This is a genomic window from Streptomyces sp. NPDC052042, assembly GCF_044548345.1.
GTDB lineage: Bacteria > Actinomycetota > Actinomycetes > Streptomycetales > Streptomycetaceae > Streptomyces.
Window position 1 is genome coordinate 123,087 of the sequence record NZ_JBIUBU010000018.1, and the last position, 21,031, is coordinate 144,117.

Annotated in this window: 18 protein-coding genes; 16 read left to right on the forward strand and 2 right to left on the reverse strand. The window is 72.5% G+C overall.

Annotated features, from left to right (window positions below; all coding sequences use genetic code 11):
- Positions 1-102 precede the first annotated feature (102 nt).
- From ACIHCL_RS26165 to ACIHCL_RS26175, 3 genes are all read left to right on the forward strand, one after another.
- On the forward strand, positions 103-1,116 hold the full coding sequence (locus ACIHCL_RS26165) for an SPFH domain-containing protein (RefSeq protein ID WP_399865380.1): 1,014 nt from the start codon (positions 103-105) through the stop codon (positions 1,114-1,116).
- A complete protein-coding gene (locus ACIHCL_RS26170; protein ID WP_399865382.1) occupies positions 1,113-2,012 on the forward strand; it encodes a hypothetical protein in 900 nt (299 codons plus the stop codon). Before ACIHCL_RS26165 ends, ACIHCL_RS26170 begins: the two co-directional genes overlap by 4 nt.
- Before the next feature lie 213 nt (positions 2,013-2,225).
- The gene (locus ACIHCL_RS26175) at positions 2,226-2,726 is read left to right on the forward strand and encodes an NUDIX hydrolase (protein WP_399865384.1); all 501 of its coding nucleotides are present in this window, start codon (positions 2,226-2,228) and stop codon (positions 2,724-2,726) included.
- A gap of 47 nt (positions 2,727-2,773) precedes the next feature.
- On the opposite strand, the gene ACIHCL_RS26180 is transcribed toward ACIHCL_RS26175, so the two are convergent.
- On the reverse strand, positions 2,774-3,883 hold the full coding sequence (locus tag ACIHCL_RS26180; RefSeq protein WP_399865385.1) for a PP2C family protein-serine/threonine phosphatase: 1,110 nt from the start codon (positions 3,881-3,883) through the stop codon (positions 2,774-2,776).
- 233 nt (positions 3,884-4,116) lie between these two features.
- Positions 4,117-5,421: an ATP-binding cassette domain-containing protein gene (locus ACIHCL_RS26185; protein WP_399865388.1), complete on the reverse strand. Its 1,305-nt coding sequence runs from the start codon at positions 5,419-5,421 to the stop codon at positions 4,117-4,119.
- Positions 5,422-6,196: 775 nt separating this feature from the next.
- Here ACIHCL_RS26185 and ACIHCL_RS26190 point away from each other — a divergent pair.
- The 13 genes from ACIHCL_RS26190 to ACIHCL_RS26250 all read left to right on the forward strand — a co-directional run bounded on the left by ACIHCL_RS26190 (position 6,197) and on the right by ACIHCL_RS26250 (position 21,023).
- A complete protein-coding gene (locus ACIHCL_RS26190; RefSeq protein WP_399865390.1) occupies positions 6,197-7,318 on the forward strand; it encodes a sensor histidine kinase in 1,122 nt (373 codons plus the stop codon).
- On the forward strand, positions 7,306-7,953 hold the full coding sequence (locus tag ACIHCL_RS26195) for a response regulator (RefSeq protein WP_399865392.1): 648 nt from the start codon (positions 7,306-7,308) through the stop codon (positions 7,951-7,953). The genes ACIHCL_RS26190 and ACIHCL_RS26195 overlap by 13 nt, the downstream gene beginning before the upstream one ends.
- Before the next feature lie 1,080 nt (positions 7,954-9,033).
- The gene (locus tag ACIHCL_RS26200; RefSeq protein WP_399865394.1) at positions 9,034-9,654 is read left to right on the forward strand and encodes a LuxR C-terminal-related transcriptional regulator; all 621 of its coding nucleotides are present in this window, start codon (positions 9,034-9,036) and stop codon (positions 9,652-9,654) included.
- Between the two features lie 164 nt (positions 9,655-9,818).
- The gene (locus ACIHCL_RS26205; RefSeq protein ID WP_399865396.1) at positions 9,819-10,511 is read left to right on the forward strand and encodes an enoyl-CoA hydratase/isomerase family protein; all 693 of its coding nucleotides are present in this window, start codon (positions 9,819-9,821) and stop codon (positions 10,509-10,511) included.
- 179 nt (positions 10,512-10,690) lie between these two features.
- Positions 10,691-11,647: an ATP-binding cassette domain-containing protein gene (locus ACIHCL_RS26210; RefSeq protein ID WP_399865398.1), complete on the forward strand. Its 957-nt coding sequence runs from the start codon at positions 10,691-10,693 to the stop codon at positions 11,645-11,647.
- Between the two features lie 70 nt (positions 11,648-11,717).
- Positions 11,718-12,524, forward strand: a complete 807-nt coding sequence (locus tag ACIHCL_RS26215) for an ABC transporter permease (protein ID WP_399865399.1) — start codon at positions 11,718-11,720, stop codon at positions 12,522-12,524.
- A 208-nt stretch (positions 12,525-12,732) separates the two neighbouring features.
- Entirely contained in the window at positions 12,733-14,025 is a 1,293-nt protein-coding gene (locus tag ACIHCL_RS26220) for a beta-ketoacyl-[acyl-carrier-protein] synthase family protein (protein WP_399865400.1), read from the forward strand.
- Entirely contained in the window at positions 14,022-15,815 is a 1,794-nt protein-coding gene (locus ACIHCL_RS26225) for a CoA-transferase (protein WP_399865401.1), read from the forward strand. Before ACIHCL_RS26220 ends, ACIHCL_RS26225 begins: the two co-directional genes overlap by 4 nt.
- Positions 15,812-16,855 (forward strand): ketoacyl-ACP synthase III, encoded by a 1,044-nt coding sequence (locus tag ACIHCL_RS26230; RefSeq protein ID WP_399865402.1) that lies wholly within the window; start codon positions 15,812-15,814, stop codon positions 16,853-16,855. Before ACIHCL_RS26225 ends, ACIHCL_RS26230 begins: the two co-directional genes overlap by 4 nt.
- Before the next feature lie 65 nt (positions 16,856-16,920).
- Complete coding sequence (locus ACIHCL_RS26235) at positions 16,921-17,889, forward strand: ketoacyl-ACP synthase III (protein ID WP_399865404.1); 969 nt, start codon at positions 16,921-16,923, stop codon at positions 17,887-17,889.
- Entirely contained in the window at positions 17,882-18,817 is a 936-nt protein-coding gene (locus ACIHCL_RS26240) for an SDR family NAD(P)-dependent oxidoreductase (protein WP_399865406.1), read from the forward strand. Before ACIHCL_RS26235 ends, ACIHCL_RS26240 begins: the two co-directional genes overlap by 8 nt.
- Positions 18,814-19,638: an SDR family NAD(P)-dependent oxidoreductase gene (locus ACIHCL_RS26245; RefSeq protein WP_399865408.1), complete on the forward strand. Its 825-nt coding sequence runs from the start codon at positions 18,814-18,816 to the stop codon at positions 19,636-19,638. Before ACIHCL_RS26240 ends, ACIHCL_RS26245 begins: the two co-directional genes overlap by 4 nt.
- The gene (locus ACIHCL_RS26250; RefSeq protein WP_399865410.1) at positions 19,635-21,023 is read left to right on the forward strand and encodes a beta-ketoacyl-[acyl-carrier-protein] synthase family protein; all 1,389 of its coding nucleotides are present in this window, start codon (positions 19,635-19,637) and stop codon (positions 21,021-21,023) included. Before ACIHCL_RS26245 ends, ACIHCL_RS26250 begins: the two co-directional genes overlap by 4 nt.
- Positions 21,024-21,031 lie beyond the last annotated feature (8 nt).

A 21,031-nucleotide genomic window follows, 5' to 3' on the forward strand; every position in this document is an offset into this window, starting at 1 on the left:
TCACGGAAACACAAGCACCCGGGCACACCCATTCTCGTCCACTTGACGATATTAGCCACCCCCCTTATCGTCGCTATGACGAGAAAAGAAGGGGCTTCCCGTATGGCCGACATCACCCGGCGCCTGGGCCGGCGCCATCTGCGCTCCGCGCCCACCGCCCACATCCGCCACCACAGGCGCGGACGGCTCGTCCACGACGGTCCGGGGCTGAGCTTCTGGTACCGGTCGCTGACCGCCGCGCTGTCCGAAGTCCCGGTCGACGACCGGGAGCTGGCGATGGTGTTCCATGCCCGCACCTCGGACTTCCAGGACGTCACCGTCCAGGCCACCGTGACGTACCGGATCAGTGACCCGGCCGAGGCCGCCGCCCGGCTGGACTTCTCCATCGACCCGGACACCGGGATCTGGCGCGGCACGCCGCTGGAACAGATCGCCACCCTGCTCACCGAAACCGCCCAGCAGCACGCACTGGACGTGCTGGCCCGGACGGCGCTCGCCGAGACGCTGGTCGACGGCGTCGCGGCGGTGCGCGACCGGGTCGCGACCGGTCTGGCCGCCGAACCCCGGCTGCCCGCCACCGGCATCGACGTGGTCGCGGTCCGCGTGGTCGCCATCCGCCCGGAGGCCGAGGTGGAACGGGCGCTGCGCACCCCCGCCCGCGAGCAGATCCAGCAGGACGCCGACCGGGCCACGTACGAACGCCGCGCCGTAGCCGTGGAACGGGAACGGACCATCGCCGAGAACGAGCTGGCCAGCAAGATCGAACTGGCCCGCCGCGAGGAGCAGTTGGTCGAGCAGCGGGGCGCCAACGCGCGGCGCGAGGCCGAGGAGAACGCCGCGGCCGACCGGGTGCGCGCCGAGGCCGAGGCGACACGCACGGTGCGGCTGGCCCGCGCGGAGGCCGAGGCCGCGCGCGAGGTCGGAGCGGCCCGTGCGGAGTCCCAGGCGGCCTGGCTGCGGGTGCACGGCGAGGTGGACGCCTCGACCCTGCACGCCCTGACGGCGGCCAGGCTGGCGGAGAATCTGCCGCGCATCGACAGCCTCACCCTCTCCCCCGACGTGCTCACCGACCTGATCGGCAGGTTCGGCAGGACCGGCCGGGAACCGCGGGCATGAGCCTGGCACCGCGCGCGGTGCTGGTCCACCGCACCACGGAGTACGAGGAGTTGCTGGCCCGGCACGGCACGCACGGCCAGGCCGCGTTCTTCCTCTCCAGCCGGGGCCGGTCCATCGACGAGGTGGTCGCGCGGCACCGGCGCACCCGGCAGGCGCTCACCGACGTGGCGGCGGCCGTGCCGCTGCAGTGGCGTCGGTCCCGGGTGGAACGCGCCGACCTCGACCGCTTCCTGTTCGGCCCCGAGGACGTGGTGGTGGTCGTCGGACAGGACGGGCTGGTCGCCAACACCGCCAAGTACCTGACCGGCCAGCCCGTCGTGGGCATCGACACCGATCCCGGGCGCAATCCGGGGGTGCTCGTACGACACCGCCCGCCCGACGCGGGCGCCCTGCTCCGCGCGGCCGCGTCGCCGGGCGGCAGGACGGAGGAGCTCACCATGGTCGAGGCGGTCGCCGACGACACCGAGCGCCTCCTCGCCCTCAACGAGATCTGCTTCGGGCCGCCCGGACACCAGACCGCCCGGTACCGGCTCTGCGCCGACACGTCCGGCACACCCGCCGAACCGCAGGCGTCGTCCGGCGTCCTGGTCGGGACCGGCACCGGTGCCACGGGGTGGATCCGGTCGCTGTGGCAGGAACGGCACAGCGCCCTGCGGCTCCCCGCGCCGACCGACGCCCGGCTGCTCTGGTTCGTCCGCGAGGCGTGGCCGTCGCCCGCGACCGGCACCTCACTGGTCGCGGGCGAGCTGGAACGCGGCCAGGGGCTGCGGCTCACGGTCGAGTCGGACCGGGTGGTGGTCTTCGGCGACGGTATGGAGGCGGACGCCCTGGAACTGACCTGGGGGCAGTCCGTACGCCTGGGCGTCGCCGCCACCTCGCTCCGGCTGGCCGTCTGAGACCGCGCGGCCGGGAGGGGTGTGCGCACGGGCCCGACGGGCGACGGCCCGTACCCGGCCGGTCCGCGCGGGCGCGGTCCTTGCCCGTGCACGGGGCCGCGACGCGGGTACGTAGGCTTGTCCCCCGGCACGCCGACGGGTGCCGGACACCGCGTCCCGGGCATCCTGCCCGACGAACCCAGCGGCACCCCGTGCCCGACGACGAGGAGCACCATGCGCACCACCCCCGCCGACTCCCTCTCCCGCGACACCCGCCCGCCGGTGGCGCAGGCCGCGCTCGGTGTGGGCGTCGTCGTACAGGACGGCCGGGGGCGCGTGCTGCTGGGCAGGCACCACAGCGGGACGTGGGAACTTCCCGGCGGCAAGGTCGACCCGACGCACGAGTCCATCGCCGAGGCGGCCGTCCGCGAACTTTGCGAGGAGACGGGTTTGGAAGTCGGCGTGGACGACGTGACCGTCTTCGCCATGCTCCACGACGTGGTCGCGGGGATCAACCGGGTGTCGATGGCCGCCGCGGTGACGCTGGAGTCGGGGAGTCCGCGGGTGACCGAACCGCATCTGATCTCCGTCTGGGAGTGGACCGCGCCCGACGCGCTGCCGGAGCGGATGTTCGGCCCCTCGGCCCAGGTCCTCGCCACGTGGCGCCCCGACCTCGCGATCGAGCACCCGCCGGTGCACCGGCTGGCCATCGCGACCACGGCCGCCGACGCGTAAGGGCTGTCCCGGGTGAGCGCACCGGGCCCGGCGGGGCCGGGCGCTCCTCAGCCGGATTCGCGCTCGGGACGGCACCGGGCGACGGCCAGGACAGCCATGTCGTCCTGTCGGCCGCGCCCGGTCCAGCGCGCGACGTCCCCGATCAACGCGCGGACCAGACCATCGGGATCCATGGCACCGGCCCCGATGAGCACGGGCGAGTGGCAGGGGTCGTAGAACGCTCCCGCCCGGTCGCGTGCCTCGGTGACCCCGTCGGTGATCATCAGCAGCAGCGCGCCGGGCGGGAGCGCGACGACGTCGCCGGACGTTCGGCCGTCAGGGGGCGCGACCGCTCCCAGCCCCATCCCCAGGGGAAGCCGCGGGCTGGTGGCGTCCAGCCGTACGACCGCACCGTCGTGGATCAGGTACGGGCCCGGATGCCCGCGGTTGACCAGCCGCACCAGCTCACCGCCGCCGGGCACTTCGGCCAGCACCGCCGTCGTGAAGTCCTCCCCGGAGAGTTCGTTCCCGACGCGGTCGGCCTCCCGGCTCAGCGCGTCGTCCAGCCGCCGGGCCAGCTCGTCCAGGGTGGGGGCGTGCTCGGCCTCCTGCCGGAACGCGCCGATCGCCACCGAGACGGAGGCGACGGCCTGCACTCCCTTGCCCTTCACATCCCCGATGATCATGCGGACGCCGTAGGGGGTCTCCTGCACGGCGAAGAGGTCGCCGCCGATCCTGGCCTCGGCCTGTGCCGCGGCGTACCCGGCCGCGACGACCAGCGGCCCGGCTCTTGACGGCGGGTCCGGCAGAACGGCCAGTTGCACGGCCTCCGCGATCCCCCGGGCCGTCGCGAGATCCCTTCCCTGGCGCCGCAGCAGGACGTTGACCCCGACGGCCAGGACGCCGATCACACCGACCACGGCGATGTCAACGGAACTCGCCGTGACGGGGCGCCGCTGCACGAGATCCAGCGCCGCCGAGACACCGCAGGCGACGACCGCGACGAGAGCGCAGGCCCGGAGCGACAGCGTCCCGCCCGCGACCAGTGGCGCCGCGGCCAGCAGGGGAAGCCCCATGTACGGCTCCGGTGCGAGAACGTTCAGCAGCACGCCCACCAACAGGGCCGGCAGGACAAGCAGCCAGCCCACCCAGGCCGGTGTCCGCCGCGTCTCCGTCACCCGCACTCCGAGCACCTTGAAACACCCCGAATCGGAACTTACCACCCCTAATGCAATCAAACATCCCACCGAGCACTGCGCGGGCGGAGCGCCGGTACCGGCGCGAGTGCGGCGGATCACCGCGACGGACGACGCGGCACAGGACCCGGCACGGCCTCCGGCCCGCCGGAGAGGCCCGCCGGAGAGGCCCGCCGGAGAGGCCCGCCGGAGAGGCCCGCCGGAGGAGCTCCGGATCAGTCCGCCGGGCGGCCCGTCCGGGGCACGCCCGCCCCCGCCCCGACGGCGCGGCCGGCCATCCAGTGGCCGACCAGGTCGCCGTAGAGCGGGCTTCGGGCGAGCAGTTCCTCGTGCGTGCCGACGGCGGCCCTCACCCCGTCCAGCACCAGGACGCGCCCCCCGCGCAGCGCCGAGCTGATGCGGTGCGCGACGACCACGAGGGTCGTGCCGCGGACGGCGAACGCCTCCTCGGCACGCGCCTCGGCCGCCGGGTCGAGATGGCAGCCCGCCTCGTCCAGCAGCACGATGGAGGCGGCCGACACGTGCGCCCGGGCCAGCGCGATGAGCTGCTTCTCGCCCGCTGACAGCACCGGCCCGTCCAGCCCGCCCAGCCGCTCGACCAGCCCGAGGGCGCCCACCGCCGCCAGGGACACCGTCAGCTCGCCGTCGCGGGCTTCCGGCCGCAGATGACGCAGATTGTCCCGGACGGTTCCGGTGAACACGTACGCCTCCTGCGGAATCAGCGCCACCGCGCGGCGGAGCCAGTCCCGGTCGACCTCCCCGACCGGAACTCCCCCGACGGTCAGCAGTCCGCCGTCCGGGAGCGCCAGCCCCGCCATGAGCGCGGTCAGGGTCGACTTGCCCGCACCGCTCGGACCGACCACGACCAGATGGGAGCCGGCGGGGAGGTCCAGCGAGAGCGCGCCGATGACCGGGGCGGCGCGCGGGCCGTACGCGTAGCTGATGCGGTCCAGCGAGAGGTCCGAGGACAGCGGTGTGCGGCCCGGCGAAGGGGCGGCAGCGGCGGGCCCCATGGCTTCGCCGATCCTGCGCAGCACGGTGTCCGGCTGCACCCCCCAGGAACCGAGGACGGCGACGAGCGACCGCAGGGCGGGCGCCACCCCGCTCATCAAGTAGCTGGTGGCCCCGAGGAGTTCACCCACCGACAGGACGCCCCCGCGCAGCAGGGCCGGTGCGGCGACGAGCAGCGCGAGCAAGGGAAGCTGGCTGCCCGCCGAGACCAACAGCGCGTTGCCGGACATGGTGCGCGCGGTGGCACGGCACGCGGCCCGGTGCGCGTCGATCCGTTCGGTGAGGTCGGACGCCACCCGGTCGCGGGCGCCGCACGCGACGACGTCCCGGATGCCGCCGAAGGCTTCCCCGGCGGCCGCGGTCACGCGCTCCTCCGCCCTCAGCTGGATGCGTTGCCGGGCACCGAGCCTGCGCAGCCCGGGTACGCACAGCAGCAGAGTGAGGAGGGCCGGCGGGAGCGCGATCGCCGCCACCGGCGCGGACAGCGCCGCGAGGCCGATGAAGGCCATCACCAGGGAGAACGCCCAGTTGCCGGGCCGAGCGCAGCAGGGCGGAGACCAGGGACCGCACGCTCTCGACCTGGACCGTCAGCCGCGCCACCCCCGCCCCGGCCCCGCACCGGTCCCCGCCGACGGCCCGGTGCACCGCACCGGACACCACCGCGGTCACCAGTTCGTCCCGGAACGGGCCGCGGTCGAGACCCGGTGCGCGATCACGACACGGGTGCGGTCGGACCAGGCGGTCGCGTGGGCGGACCGAACACCGGAAGTCCCCCTGCTCGACCGTCCATTCCGTCGCGCCGTGCCGGTGCGGCACGCCGTGGACGATCCCGGGCAGCAGGGTGGTGCTCGACGCGAAGTGCCCACCGGCGCCGCGCGCCTCGCCGCCAGCGGTCACGGGATTTCCTTCCGGGTACGGCGTCGTGGCAGGCGGAAGCGGCCGCTGCCCCCACGAGGGGGCGGGAGGGTGACCGGAGGGCCGACCGGGTGCCGCCCGCGCGGGCCGCGGGGCGGGGTGTGCCAGAACCGGCGAATGGCCGGGAAGCGCTGCCCGTGAAGGGCCTTGCCGACGTACTGATGAGCCGTCAATTCCGTGGATGTCACAGCTGATCGAGCACAATGACCAGCTGTCCACACGTCTCGGGGGAATGCCCGCGCAACCGCGCATATGGTGGCCGTAAAGGCACCCCTCCTGATCGACAAGGGCAACGCTGGCGGTGCGCCGGGGGACCGGTGTACCACCTGTTCTGGGGGGTTGCGGAGAGTGGACGGGGAAGGCATGTACATGGGCGAAACCGGGCTCCACCGTGCACAGACCTCCATGGTTCTGGCCACGGCGCTCTACCGGGGCAGTCACCTCGTCGCCGGGATCGCGGGCGTCGTCCAGCACCAGTGGGACCGCCCGTTCCAGTGGCTGGCCCTGACCGCGGCCATCGCGTCCAGCGCGCTGGTCTACGCGACCGCCGCACGGCGAGGGCGGCTCGTTCCCCGCATCGTCTGGATCGATGTCCTCACGATCGGCTGTCTGCTGCCCTTCGGCACCTACTTATGGGGCGGGGCGCACCAACCGGCCTCCATCGCCTGGGTCATGCTGCTGGGCGGCTCGGCGTCGGCCTTCGCGGCAGCGGCGCTCCGCGTCCGGCCCGCCGTCGCCGCCACCGCTCTCCTGGTCGCGACGCACCTGCTCGGCTACCTGCTGGTCGGCGCCGACGCGGCGGTGACCGGCGGCCATCTGAACGCGCTGGTCTTCTCGGCCGTCGTCTCCGGGGTCCTGTGGTGGTACTTCCGTCGGCAGGGGGCGCTCCTCGACGCCGCCAACGAACGGGCGCTGGTCGCGGAGGCGCACCGGGCCCGGTACGCGGAGCGGATCAGCCACCACAGGGCGCTGCACGACACGGTCCTCGCCACTCTGACCGCCATCTCCGCTGGCGGTGTCGACGCCAACACCACCGAGATGCGGCACAGATGCGCCCGCGAGGCGGCGTATCTGCGGAGGTTGATCGAGCAGTCGGACGACCAGGGTTCCGGTTCGGAGATCCGTACCGCGCTGGAGGAGTCGGTGCGCGCCGCGGAGGCGCTCGGTCTGCGGGTGACCCTCCGGTACCACGAGCCGCCCACGGTGCCCGGCGAGACCGCTCTGGCCTTCGGCCAGGCCGTGGCCGAGGCGCTGAACAACGTCCACCGCCACGCGGGTACCGGCCACGCCTATCTGACGGTCACCGGGGATTCCGGCCGACTGGTCGTCACCGTGGTCGATCAGGGGCGCGGATTCGACGCCTCCCTCGGCTCCGGGGGCCTCGGCCTCACCCGTTCCGTGCACGAGCGGATGCGCGACATAGGGGGCCGGGCCACCGTGGACGGCGCTCCCGGCGAGGGCGTCAGCGTGGAGCTGAGATGGCCGAGATGATCAGCGTCGCCGCGGTCGATGACGACCGGATGCTGCTCGACGGCATCCGGTCCTGGTTCGCCGGCGTCCCGCGACTGCGGCTCGTCGGCTGCGCCTGCACCGTGGACGAACTGCTCGACGGGCTCCGGGAGAAGGCGGATGTCGTCCTGCTGGACCTCGTGCTGCGCGACGGGCGATCGCCCGCCGAGAACATCCGCCGGCTGCGGGAGGCCGGCAGCCGGGTGCTGATGATCAGCGTGGTGCCGGACCGCGAACGGATCGTCGCCGCCGTGGCGGACGGCGCCGACGGCTATCTCACCAAGGACCACGATCTGTCCGTCCTCGTGGAGGCGATCGAAGAGGTCGCCGCGGGCGGCACCGCGCACTCCCCCGAGCTGGCCTTCGCCTGGGCCTGCGACCGGGCGATCCGCCCGAAGCTCTCCCCGAAGGAGCGCGAGGTGCTCGTGGGCTACGCCTCGGGGCTCACTCTGAAGGCCACCGCCCGGCGGTCCGGGATCACCGTCAATACGGCGAAGTACTACCTGGACCGGGTGAAGACCAAGTACCAGGACGCCGGACGGCCGACCTACACCAAGATCGACCTGGCGCTGCGGGTCCGGGAGGACGGATGGGCGCACCCGGGCGTTCATCCGTGATCCCGGTCACCCCCTGCCTCCGGTGAGCGACGGCTCCTCGACGCGGTGCGCCGCCGCGGCCCCGTCGGCACACACCTCGGCGGGCTACGCACGACGATCGCCGCGGTCAGGTCACCGCTCGCGTCCGGCCTGCGGCCGGGCCCCGGTACGCGAGCGGCGCACCCTCCGTTCACCGGACCGCCGGCCGGCCGACTCCCCGCGGCCACCCGGCCGATACACGCAAGGAGAACGCGGTCCGCGCCCTGGGCAATACCGGCACCCAATACTGTTCGAAATTGAACCGCTTTCCGCGCAACCCGGACAGGACGGGTTTTATCGCGTGGCAGCATCAGGCCGAAACGGAGGCACGCACCGGTTGCGAGGGCGGCAGTAATCCTCCCCGAATACTCCTGGTCGCGAGGCAAAAACCGCGACGTGACAAGTCGGGGATCTGTGGTTAGTGTTGCCCGCATTCGGGGTCGGAGCTGTTCCAATGCGGTTCATCCCGTACGGCCCTAATCGGCCATCAGGTCGAGACGCGCACGCAGGGGGAGAAGTTGTGCCGCAGTCAGCGAACCTCGCAAGCATTCACAATGCCCTGGCGGTCCGACAGGCACCGGTCCGCCCGTGCGCCGCGCCGAAGGATGCCCGGCCGGAAGGCGCCCGCCTTCCATGCCTTTCGCCGCATATGGGACCGGTGGCACCCCGGCTTCCGGGCAGTGGCCCGGTCAGGGCGCACCCCGCCCTGGCCGCCACGACGGAGAAGTCCGCCGGACACCACGCGGCCGAGCGGCCTTAGGGCCCGGCGGGCCCCGGCACGGGATACCCGCGAAAATGAACCAGTGAAGAATCGGAGCTTTCTTCCCGGAGAAATTCCGTTCCCAGTGGATTCGGTTTCACGACAGTAATATCCACCAACAGCACAGGCTTTTCCTGAACATACGGCGGCACCCCGACAGGGGATTTCACTTCTGGAAAACAAATTACATCCGGAAGCGAAGGGAAACGCCCGGTGGACAGGGTGCGACATGTCCACGAAGTGTCGAAAGCCGGAACACGACGGCACCGGCCGGCGCTGTTGGAGCACTAGGGGGTTGCTTTATGGCACAGAAGGGCAGATGTCGGCTGCTGGTCCTGCACTCGTCACCATTAATACGGAAGGCGATTCTCGACCTCTTCCGCGGGGACCCGGGCGTCACCGTGCTGGGCAGCTGTCCGCATCCCACCGCTGTGGGCAACCTGCCCGGCGGCCGGCCGGACGTGGCACTGGTGGAGTACGAGCAGTGGCAGGGACTCCGGGCCAACCCGGCGCGGTGGAGCGGGATCCGCGTCATCCTCTACAGCAGGGACAACACCCCAGGCAGCGTGGTGGACGGCATCCGGGGCGGTGCGGCCGGTTTCGTGCACGAGTCGTGCCCTCCGGAGTCCATCGTGAAGGGGCTCCACGACGTGCTGAGGGGACGCGGCTTCTGGCACCTCGGGACGGACGAGCCCGAGCGCGCACAGACGGGACGGCGCTCGGTGTCCGGCCAGCAGTGGAAGCTCAGTGGGCGCGAGGAGGAGATCCTCGACCTCCTGCTCCGGCGCCGCTCCAACGAGGAAATCGCCCATGAACTGTGCCTGACCCAGCAGACGGTCAAGAACTACGCGAGCCGGGTCTTCCACAAGGTCGGTGTGTCCGGCCGCAAGGAGCTGTTCAGAATGCTGAGGCCCTGCGGATGACGCGGCGGGACAAGGCTGTCGGATCAGGCCCGGATCCGACAAACGACGGAAACGAGCCAACGAGCACACCCGGGAAACTCCCGGACGTAAATAGCTCTTTGCTGGTTGAGCGGGACGGGCGAGTGGTCACGATCATTCTGAACCGGCCACATCGCCGCAATGCGATGTCCACCGTGATGCTAAGTCAGCTGGCGGAGGAACTACGTCAGTTGACGAAGGCGGACGCACCTCCGGGGGCACTGGTACTGACCGGAGCCCGGGAGACCTTCTCCAGCGGAGCCGACACCCGCGAGCCGGACTGGCGGGACCTCTCGCGCCGCACGGCACGGCGGGCCCACTTCCGTTCGGTGTTCTCGGCGCTGCACGAGGCGCCCTTCCCCGTGGTGGCGGCCGTCGAGGGGTACGCGCTCGGGGGCGGGCTGGAACTGGCGCTCGCCTGCGATCTGGTGGTGGCCGGAGAGGGGGCCCTGTTCGGTCTGCCGGAACTGGAGGTCGGCGCCGTACCGGGCGGTGGGGCGGTGCACTCGCTGCTGCGCCGTGCGGGCCGGGGCGTGGCGGCGAGGCTGCTGCTGACCCCGGGGGAACGCCTCCGGGGCGACGAACTCGGCCGGCTGGGCGCGGTCGAGCGCGTCGTGCCGGACGGCAGGGCACTGGCCGAGGCACGCCTGCTGGCGGCCTCCGTGGCCGCCCAGGACCCGGACCTCCTGGAGGCCGGTGTACGGCTGTTGCGGGATTCCGGGCACCTGGACCGCCCGGCCGCGCTCGGCCTGGAGAACGGCTACTGGTGGCAGGCCGCCGCGGCGGCCTGCGCCTCGCCCGAGCCGTCCGGCCCGGACACACCGGACCTCAGGGGGTGAGCGTCTTCCCGCAGCACTGAGCTGCCCCCTGCCGGACACACCCCCGCGGGTACCGGCCGTGCCGTACGGCCGGTACCCGCGGTCCGTCCCCCACGCCCACCGGTCGCCCCCGGCCGACCGTGGATGCAAGAGCCGTGGACACCAGAGCCGTGGACGCAAGAGGAGAAAGCGGAAAAGACGTGACCTCTGTCATCGAATGCACCGACGTCACCAAGAAGTTCGGTGGCTTCACCGCGCTGAGCCAACTGGACCTGACGGTCCCCCCGGGCGTGGTCTTCGGATACCTGGGACCCAACGGAGCGGGCAAGAGCACCACGATCCGGATGCTCATGGGCCTGTCCCGGCCCACATCGGGCCGGGTACGGGTGCTCGGCCAGGACCCGACCGACCCCGAGGTGCGGCGGCGGATCGGCTACCTGCCCGGCGAACTGCGGCTGGACGACCGGCTGACCATCGGGCAGACACTGGCCTCCTGGGGCCGGCTGCGCGGGCTGACCGACACCGCCTACCGCGACGATCTGGTCCAGCGGTTCGGCGTCGATCCCTCCCGGCAGGTGCGCGGGCTCTCGACGGGCAACCGTCGCAAGGTCGGCCTGATCGGCGCCTTCATGGCGAAGCCGGAACTGCTGATCCTGGACGAACCGACCAACGGTCTCGATCCGTTGATGCAGCAGGTGTTCCTCGGCGCCGTGGAGGAGGCCCGGGACAACGGGCAGAGCGTGCTGCTCTCCTCGCACATCCTCTCCGAGGTCGAGCGGGTCGCGGACCTCGTCGCGGTGCTGCAGGGCGGCAGGCTCGCCGCTTCCGGACCGACGCAGGAGCTGCGCCGCCAGGCCGCGCAGCGCTTCCACATCACCTTCGCCGAGGGCGAGGAGGTGCCGCTCGTCGCACTGGCCGCCCTGGAGGGGGCATCGGCCGTGGAGCGACGCCGACCGGAGGGTCAGGAGGTCTCCCTGGCATGGGCCGGCTCCCCCGACGCACTGCTGCGGCTCCTGGCGGACCACCGCATCACGACACTCACGGCGCCCGAACCGGACCTGGAGGAGGCGTTCCTGGAGTACTACGAGAGCGACACCCCAGCCGGCGGGGGCAGCACGGCCGCGGAGTCCTCCCCGGCCGCCGACCCGGTGCGGTAGCGACCGCGGGCGAACCCGCGACGGGTCTCAGTGATCAAGGCCGCCCCCGGGACGGCCGGAAGGGAAACACATGTCATCGCCCAGCTCGGAGATCTTCCGGCGCGGAGTACAGATCCAGAAGCGCACCCTGCTCGCCTGGTCGGCCGCGCTGGTCCTGCTCGCACTCTCCGTCGCCGGCGCCTGGCCCTCCATGGAGAGCTCCGGCGCCCTGGAGGACTTCTCCTCCGGTATATCGCCCGAAGTGGCCCAGGCGTTCGGGATCGACCAGATCAGCAGTGCGAGCGGCTACCTCAAGGGCAACCTGTACGCGGTGCTGCTGCCGCTGCTGCTCGGCCTGATGGCCGTCACCGCCACCACCGCCCTGACCGGCGGGGACGAGGAGGCCGGCCGGCTCGAACTGCTGCTCGCGCTGCCGGTTGCCCGCCGCCAGGTCTTCCTGGTGCGCTTCCTGTGCGTGGTGTTCGGGCTCGCCGTCACCAGCGTCCTGGTCTGGCTGTCCGTGTACGGCTCGGTCGTCTCCTTCGACATGGACGTCTCCGGGGGCGGCGTGGCGGCGGTGACGCTGACCGTCGCTCTGCTGGCCGTGCTGCACGCGGGCGTCGCGTACGCCGTGGTCGGGTTCGGCTTCGGGCGTGGTCCCGCGCTGGGTGTGGCGGCGGGGGTGCTCGTCGTCGGGTACCTGCTGCACGCCATCGCACCCATGTCCGATGCCCTGGAGCCGCTGGCGAACATCTCCCCCTGGGAATGGGCCCTGGGCAACGACCCGTTGCTCGACGGCGTCCCCTGGGGCGGAGTGGCACTGCTGGTCGTCGTGTCGGTCGCGGTGGTCGCCGCCGGCACCTACGCCGTGGACCGGCGCGACGTCAAGAACGCCTGACCCGCGCGCCCGCGCGTTCCCGAAGCGGCCCGGCACCTCTCCTGCGGAGGTGCCGGGCCGCCGACGTGCGTAGGGGCCGGCACCGGCCCTACCGCGGAACGCCGGTGTGGGAGGCCGAAAACCGAGTACTCGCGGTCACCAAGCATGGCGCGTATGAGTACTTGACGGCCATATCGAAGCTCATGTAAGGGCGGCTAGCTTCGGCCTCATGGACAGCAGTCGAGCCCATTCCATGGACCGTTCCGATCCCATCGTGCTGACCGGCATCGGGTGTGTACTGCCCGGCACTTCCGATGTCCATGCCTTCTGGAATCACATCTCCACGGGAACCTCACAGGTGACCCGGCTGGAGAAGTCGGCGTTCGCCGCCGCCGGGCTCCCCGTCCACGCGGCCGCGCAGCTCGGTGACTTCGACCCCGCGACGCGGTTGCCCCACCTCCTCCCGGCGCACGCCGCGAAGTACGACCGCTCCATCCTGGCGACCATGGCCGCCGTCAGCGACGCGCTGGAGGACGCCGGGATCGCCCGCGGCCAGATCCCCCAGGACCGGATGAGCATCGTCCAGTCCTCGTCCCGCGGCCCCCTGTCCTGGTGGCGCGAGACCATCACGGCGGACCCGGAGCAGAACCCGTACGAGGGCAAGGCGACGGCCATGTTCCGCGGGCTGCCCGGCTGCCCGGCCACGCTGGCCGCCATCGACGTCGGCGCCGGCGGCCTGGTCACGACCCTCAGCAGTGCCTGTGTCGGCGGCCACCACGCGATCGGCCTGGCCCTGCGGGAGCTGCGCTCGGGCAGCGCCGACGTCGTGCTCGCCGGCGGCCACGAGTTCCCGATCGTCCCCGAGGTCGCCCGCTGCTACCTGGGCCTCGGCGACGGTGTGCTCTCGCCGGAGCGCGAGGACCCGGCCTCCGCCGTACGCCCCTACGACCGCGACCGGCGCGGATTCGCCCTCGGCGAGGGGGCGATGACGCTGTGCCTGGAGCGGGAATCGTCCGCCCGGGCGCGCGGTGCCCGGATCTACTCGCGGATTCTGGGCCACCGTGCCCTCAACGAGGCCCACCACGCCACCAGCATGGATCTGGTCGGTGACGTCACCGCCTCGGTCGTCGCCGGCGTGCTCGACGACGCCGGGCGCAAGCCCGAGGAGATCGGCTACGTCTGCGGCCACGGCACCGCCACCCGGTACAACGACATCGCCGAGAGCCGGGCCCTGCGCCGCCTGCTGCCGCGCCACGACGACGCCGACCTGCCGCCGCACGGCTCCAACAAGCCCATCTACGGCCATACGTTCGGCATGGCCGGAATCATCAACGTAGCCGCCACCTCGCTGATGCTCCACCACCAGCGGCTGGCCCCCACCGCCAACCACCGCACACCGGACCCCGAGTGCGACTACGACCACGTCGCCGAGGGGCCGCGCGACACCGCTTTCGACCTCGCGGTCTCGCTGTCCTTCGCCTTCGGCTCGCAGACCTCCGTCATAGCCCTGGAGCACGCATGACCACAGCGTCCGAACCCTCCTCCGCCACCGGCCGCCCGGCCGCGGCCCGGCACACCCCGTACCTGGCCACCGGACCCGACGATCTGGTGCGCCGCTTCGTCCGCGAGGGCGACCACGTGCACGCCGCGGCGACGATGTCGCGGCCCAACGCCCTGCTCAACGCGGTGTGCCGGGCCTTCGCCGGGAGCCGCAGCCTGACCGTCAGCACCACCGCCGTGCACTCCAGCGCGCACGCGCTCGCCCTCTCCGGTGCCGTACGCAAGGTGATCACCGGCTTCGTCGGTGACACCTTCCCCTCGCCGCGCCCCAACCGTCTCTACCGGGACCTCGCCCAGGGGACACCGTTCGAGGTGGAGATGTGGTCGCTGCTCAGCTACACCCAGCGGCTGATGGCCGCCGCCCTCGGCCAGCCCTTCGCCACCACCGGTTCGATGCTCGCTCAGACCGATCTGCGCGCCGGCAAGGAGGGGAGCCTCCATCTGGTGCCCCACCCGGAGGACCCGGAGCGCAGCGTCACCCTGCTCAGCCCGCTGCGCCCCCGCTTCACCCTGTTCCACGGCGTCTGCGCCGACCGCCGCGGCAACGTCGTGGCGGTCCCGCCGCTGGGCGAGGGCGCCTGGTCCGCGTACGCCGCCACCGACGGAGTCCTGGCCTCCGTGGAGGCGATCGTCGACGACGAGGTGATCGCGGCGATGCCGGACCGGGTGGTGATCCCCGCCGCCCGCGTCATCGGCCTGTGCGAGGCTCCGCTCGGCGCCCACCCGCAGTCGCTGCGCACCGGCGGCCTGGCCGGGGTCGACGGCTACCTGGACGACTACGACTTCCTCAGCGGCATCGTGACCGCGTGCAAGGACCCGCGGACCGCCGCCGACTGGTACGAGGAGTGGGTCGGCGGGGTGGAGAGCCACGCCGACTACCTGGAACGCCTGGGCGAGGAGCGCCGCGGCTCCCTGCTCTTCCCCGCTCCCCCGGGAGCCGCCGAGGAGGTGCGGAGCCCGGCGGACCTGACCGCCGCCCCCACCGAGCAGGAACAGCTCATCGTGCTCGGCGCCCGCGCCGTCGCCGATCTGGTCCACGAACGCGGCTACGACACCCTGCTGGCCGGAATCGGCACCTCGCACATGTCGGCGTGGCTGGCGGCCCGGCTGCTGGCCGCCGACGGCATCCAGGTACAGGTCGCCGCCGAGCTGGGCCTCCAGTCGATGGACCCCGAGCCCGGCGACGTCTTCCTCTTCAGCCAGCGCCACGCCGAACGCTCGCAGATGCTGGCGGGCGTCGCGGAGACGCTGGGGGGCGCGGTGGCCGCCAACCCGCGCTGCCTGGGCGTCCTGTCCGCCGCGGAGATCGACCCGGACGGCAACATCAACACGACGCTGCTGCCCGACGGCCGCTGGATCACCGGCTCCGGCGGGGCCAACGACATCGCCTCGTCGGTGGACTGCGTCGTGGTCGCGGTCGCCTCGGCCCGCCGCTACGTACCGCGCCTGACCCACCTCACCAGTCCGGGCCTGCGGGTCCGCGACGTGGTCAGCCAGTTCGGGCGCTTCACCCGGCCGGGTCCCGGCACCGGCTTCGAGCTGACGAGCTGGCTGCCGCCGGTGCCCGGCCGAGGCCGCACCGAACAGGACCTCCCCGACGGGCCGGAGGCCGCCCTGCGCGACCTCACCGGCTGGGCCTCCGCCGAGGACGGCGGCGCGGAGGTCAGCCCCTACCTCACCGAGGAGAAGGCCGTCACCACCGAAGAACTGGCCCTGCTGCGCACCATGGACCCGGAAGGTTTCTACCGATGACCACCGCCACCGGCACCGTCCCCGACCCGGCGACGGCCCACCTCCGCCCCCTGCCGCCCACCGCGATCGCCCCCGTGCGGCTCGCCGGGATCGGCCACTACTTCCCCGGTGAGCCGATCACCAACGCCCACTTCGAGCAGATCGAGGCGCTGGGCATCGACGACGCCTGGATCCGCGAGCACACCGGGATCGTCAGCCGCCACTGGCCGTCCGACGAGAAGGAACGCGCGGTGGAGATGGCGGCGCGGGCGGTGGACGACGCCCTGACCGCCGCGGGTCTGGTCCCCGACGACATCGACCTCGTCATCGGCACCACCTCCACCACCCGGCCGCGGAGCAACCCCTCCAGCGCCACCAACAACTACATGGACATCTCGCTGCCGCTACAACGGCAGGTCGGGCTGCGCCACGCCACCTGCTTCGACGTCACCTCGGTGGCCTGCGCCGGCTTCATGTACGGCACCGCCACCGCCGCCGCGATGCTCCCGGCCCTCGGGATGCGCAACGCGCTGGTCGTCTGCGCGGAGAACCCGCGCCCCATCCTGAACTTCGACTACCGCTACTCGGCGCTGTTCGGGGCGGGGGCGGCGGCGGCCGTCTGGTCGGCGGACACCGAGGAACACGGGCTGCTGGACGTGGCGCTGCACGCGGACGGCTCGTACTTCGACGCCTTCGACATCGACGAGAACGACAAGATGCTGATGCGCGGCCGTGAGGTCGGCGCGGTCGGACCGAAGCTGCTCTCCCACGTGGGCCGGGAGATCCTGGAGCGCAACGGCCTGACGGTGGACGACATCGACTGGTTCGTGCCGCACCAGGGCAACCTGAACATGATCAATCAGGTGTGCCGGACGCTGGAGATCCCGGGCGAGAAGCTCCTCACCAACATCCGGGAGCGCGGCAACACCTCCAGCGTCTCCATCCCCAGCTGTCTCTCCGAGAACCTCCGCTCCGGAAAGGTCCGCTCCGGCGATCTCGTCGCGACGATCGGCATCGGCCGCGGCTTCAGCTGGGGCGCGATGCTCCTGCGCGTTCCGTGAGCCACGGCGAGCCCACACCGGCCGGGCGGCCCCCGGCCCCACCGCACCGTACGGAAAGACGAGAAATGCACGACGAAACCGCCCTGTGGCGCGAGAGCGGTCTGCGCCTGTCCGGGTTCGGGCACTACTACCCACGCGACCTGGTCGAGAACACCAGCGCGGAGGACCCCGCGGGCAACGCGGTGGACGAGGCCGTGATCGGCCGGCTCGACGTACGCAGCCGTCATGTGGCCGACGAGGAGGAGACGCCCGCGTACATGGGTGTGCGCGCCGCCCGTGAGGCGATGGCGCAGGCGGGCATCGGCGCGGACGAGGTGGACCTGCTGGTCCTCAGCAACTGGACGGACCGCCAGTTCGTCCCCGAGTGGGGCCCGCACACCGCGCATCTGCTGGGCGCGGACCGGGCGCTCGCCTTCGACGTCTGCGGTGCCTGCACGGGGTTCGTCCACGGCGTCCAGACGGCGGCGGCCTTCTTCGGGACGCATCGCTCCTGGCGCCACGCGCTGGTCGTGTCGAGCGAACGCTTCTCGCGCCGGGTGCGCCCGGGCAGCAAGGGCGCGCTGATCGTGGGCGACGCGGCGGGCGCGGTCGTGCTCTCGCGCGGCGCTGAGCCGGGCGCCGGCCTGTGGGACTCGCTGCTGATCAGTGACGGTTCCGGCCGGGAGACGGTCACCGTCTACCCGCCCAACGGATGGATCAAGAGCAGCCGGGAGCTGGTCTCCATCGCGGCGGACTCCCACGCCGACCTGGCCACCCGGATGCTGGCCCGCTCCGGCACGAAGATGGACGAGGTCGACTGGGTGGTGCCGCACCCCGGGACGGGACAGCTGCACACCGCCGTACGAGAGCGCCTGGGCATTCCCGAGGAGCGGTTCATCACCAACTACGAGACGCGTGCGAACACCGGCAGCGCCTCGGTGCCGATCGTGCTGTCCGAGATGGCGCGCGACGGCCGGCTGCGCTCCGGGGACCTGTGCTACACGCCCACCGTGGGATCGGGCTGGTACTACGGGGGGCTGCTCTTCCGTGTCTGATCAGCCATCGGCGCACATGTCCGGCGGTGCCCGCCGTCACGGGGCCGCGCTGGTCACCGGCGGCAGCCGGGGGCTCGGTGCGGCCATCGCCCGCCATCTGGCCTCCCTCGGCTGGCACACCGTCATCTGCGGGCGCGACGAGCAGAACCTGGAGGCCGCCGTGCGGGCGGCGGCCGACGAGGGGCTGGTGCTCCACCCCGTCCAGGCGGACGTCACCGACGAACCATCGGTGGCCGCCCTGTTCGAGCGGCTGGCGGCCGAAGCCCCGCCGCTCGGACTGTGCGTCAACAACGCCGGGAGCAACTTCTCCCGCCGCCTGGTGAGCGTCAGGGAACAGCCCGGCGGACCGCCGCAGCTCTCCCCGCATCCGCTGGAGGACTTCCAGCGGGTGGTGACGTCCCTGCTCACCGGCACCTTCCTGGTCGGCCGGCACGCGGCCCAGGCGATGCTGACCGCCGGTACGCCGGGGGCCATCGTCAACATCTCCTCCACGGTGCGCCGCGGCTCCTACGGGCAGTCGGCGTACTGCGCGGCCAAGTCCGGTGTGGAGGCGCTGACCCGCACCTGGGCGATCGAGCTGGGCGAGTACGGCATCCGGGTCAGCGCGGTCGCGCCCGGCGTCGTCGACGGCGACGCGCTGCGCCGCCGGTCGGCGGCGAGCGAGCGGCACGCCGCCTACATGGCGGACCTCCAGCGCCATGTGCCGCTGCGCCGCTGGTGCGACGAGCAGGACGTGGCGGAGGCGGTCGCCTTCGCCGCTGACAACCCCTCGGTGACCGGCACCGTGCTGGAGATCGACGCGGGCGGGCTGCCCGCCCGCGTTCTCGGCGCCGCCGGCCCGGCCCGGACCCCGGCGGAACGGCCCGTGGGGGCGAGCAGGACAACCGCGACGGCGGACCACCCGGAGAAAGCGGAGAAAACAGCATGACCAGCGGCTTCGCGCCCACCCTGCTCCAGGGCAGGACGACATTTCTGACCGGCGCCAGCAGCGGGATCGGCGCCGTGCTGGCGACCATGCTCGCCGACCACGGCTCCCGGGTGGCGCTCATGGCCCGCAGCGAGAAGGAGCTGCGCCTGCTGGCCGAGCGGATCGAGGCGGACGGGGGACGGGCGGTCGCCGTCCCCGGCGACCTCACCGACGCCGACAGCGTGCGCGCCTCGGTCCGCGCGGCCGAGGAGCAACTGGGCCCGATCGACCGGCTGGTGCACTGCGCGGGTGAGGCCCGCAACCAGGCGTTCCTGTGCGACCAGGACGAGGAGCAGTGGATGGCCACCCTCGACATCAACCTGCTGGGGGCCTTCCGGGTCGCCCGTGCGGTGGTGCCGGGGATGATGGAGCGCCGCGAGGGCAACATCGTCATGGTCTCCTCCATCGCGGGAAAGCGCGGGCTGCCCGCCAACACCTCCTACTGCGCGTCGAAGTTCGGGCTGAACGGCATGACGCAGGCGCTCGCGTCCGAACTGGGCGCCTTCGGCATACGGGTCAACGCGGTCTGCCCCGGGCTCACCGACAGCCCCGCCGCCACCGACGGCGGGCGGTACGGCGACGCCTTCATGTCCGCCATCGCCAAGCACCACGGACCGCCGGACCTCACCTGGGAGCGGTACCTCAAGCGTGCGGTCAACAGCACCATCCTGCGCCGCCTGGTCCGACCCGAAGAGGTCGCGGCCCAGGTGCTGTTCCTGCTCTCCGACCTCTCCGGCGGGATGACCGGACAGGCCGTCAACGTGGACGCGGGGGCTCTGTGAGCAACGGTTACGGTCCGCGGCGGGGTGAACCGCCCCTGCCGGAGCGACTGCTCGGACCGGCGGCCCGTCCCTGGGCCCCCGGGCCCCGGGACGCGCTGGTCACCGGTATGGGCTTCTGCCTGCCCGGCGCGGGCGACGAACCGGTGCGCGACGCCGGACAGGTCTGGGCGACCGCCTCCACCGGCACCAGCCACGTCGAGCGCGACGGCTTCCACCACGGCACCGTGCGCGGGGCCCGCGAGGCGTTCGGCGAGCTGCTGCCGGAGATACCGGCCCGGTATCTGCGCAGCTACGCCGACGTCCACCTCTACGGGCTGGTCTCGCTGGCCGAGGCCTGCGCGGACGCCGGACTCGACCACCGGGCCGGGGAGCTGCGGGGCGCCGACGTGCTGACCGCCCGCGCCGGGGTGGACAGCAACTACGACAGCTACCGCGCCTGGCACGACGCCGACCCGGCGACGATCAGCCCGGCGGACGCCAAGTCCCTCTTCGTACGGCTGCTGGTGGCCGGCACGTCGAGCGACGTCGGCCCGGTCCAGGCCGCGCTGCTCGGCAGCACCGGGGCCAACTTCACGGTGAGCTGCGGCTGCGCCTCCTCGTCGGTGCTGCTCGGCATCGCCCACATGCTGATCACCACCGGGCGGAGCGACCTCGTGGTGGTCACCGGGGTGGACCGCTTCGACACCGAACGCGTGCTGCACGGCCACCGGCTGCGGGAGGTGGTGGAGCGCGAAGGGGTCACGGTGCGGCACAACGACGACCCGCCGGCCGCTCCCCGGCACGACCGCCCGATGCGCCCGTACGACGCGGCGGGTGATTGCATGAACTACGGCGACGGCTCGGTGACCCTGATCCTGGAGAGCCGCGAGCACGCCGCCGCGCGCGGTGCCCGGGTGCACGGGGCGGTCCTCGGCCAGGCCACCACCCGCGGCGGGCTGAACAGCGCGGTCGCCATCGACACCGGCGGCGCGGGGCTGGCCGAGGCGGCCCGCCTCGCCCTGGGCGACCACACCTCGCTGGCGCGCGTCCCGTACGTCAACGGCGGCGGCGAGGGCGATGCGCTGTTCACCCGGATCGAGTCCAACGCCGTACGCAGACTGTGGGGCGAGAAGTCATCGCGGGTGCTGGTGAGTTCGCAGGAGGCGTGCTTCGGGCACAGCGGCGCGCCGCTCGGCAACCTGGGCACCGCGCTGACGCTGATGATGATGCGCGAGGGGCAGGTCTGTCCCACGGCCAACTGCGAGACGCCCTCACCCGTCTGCACCTTCGACCCGGTGCCGGGCAGGACGACGCGCCCGCTGCGGTTCGACCGGGCGCTGAGCTTCAACTATCAGGTGGGCGGGGTCAACAGCGCGCTGCTGCTCGGCGGTGGCGATGTCTGCTGAGCTGCCCG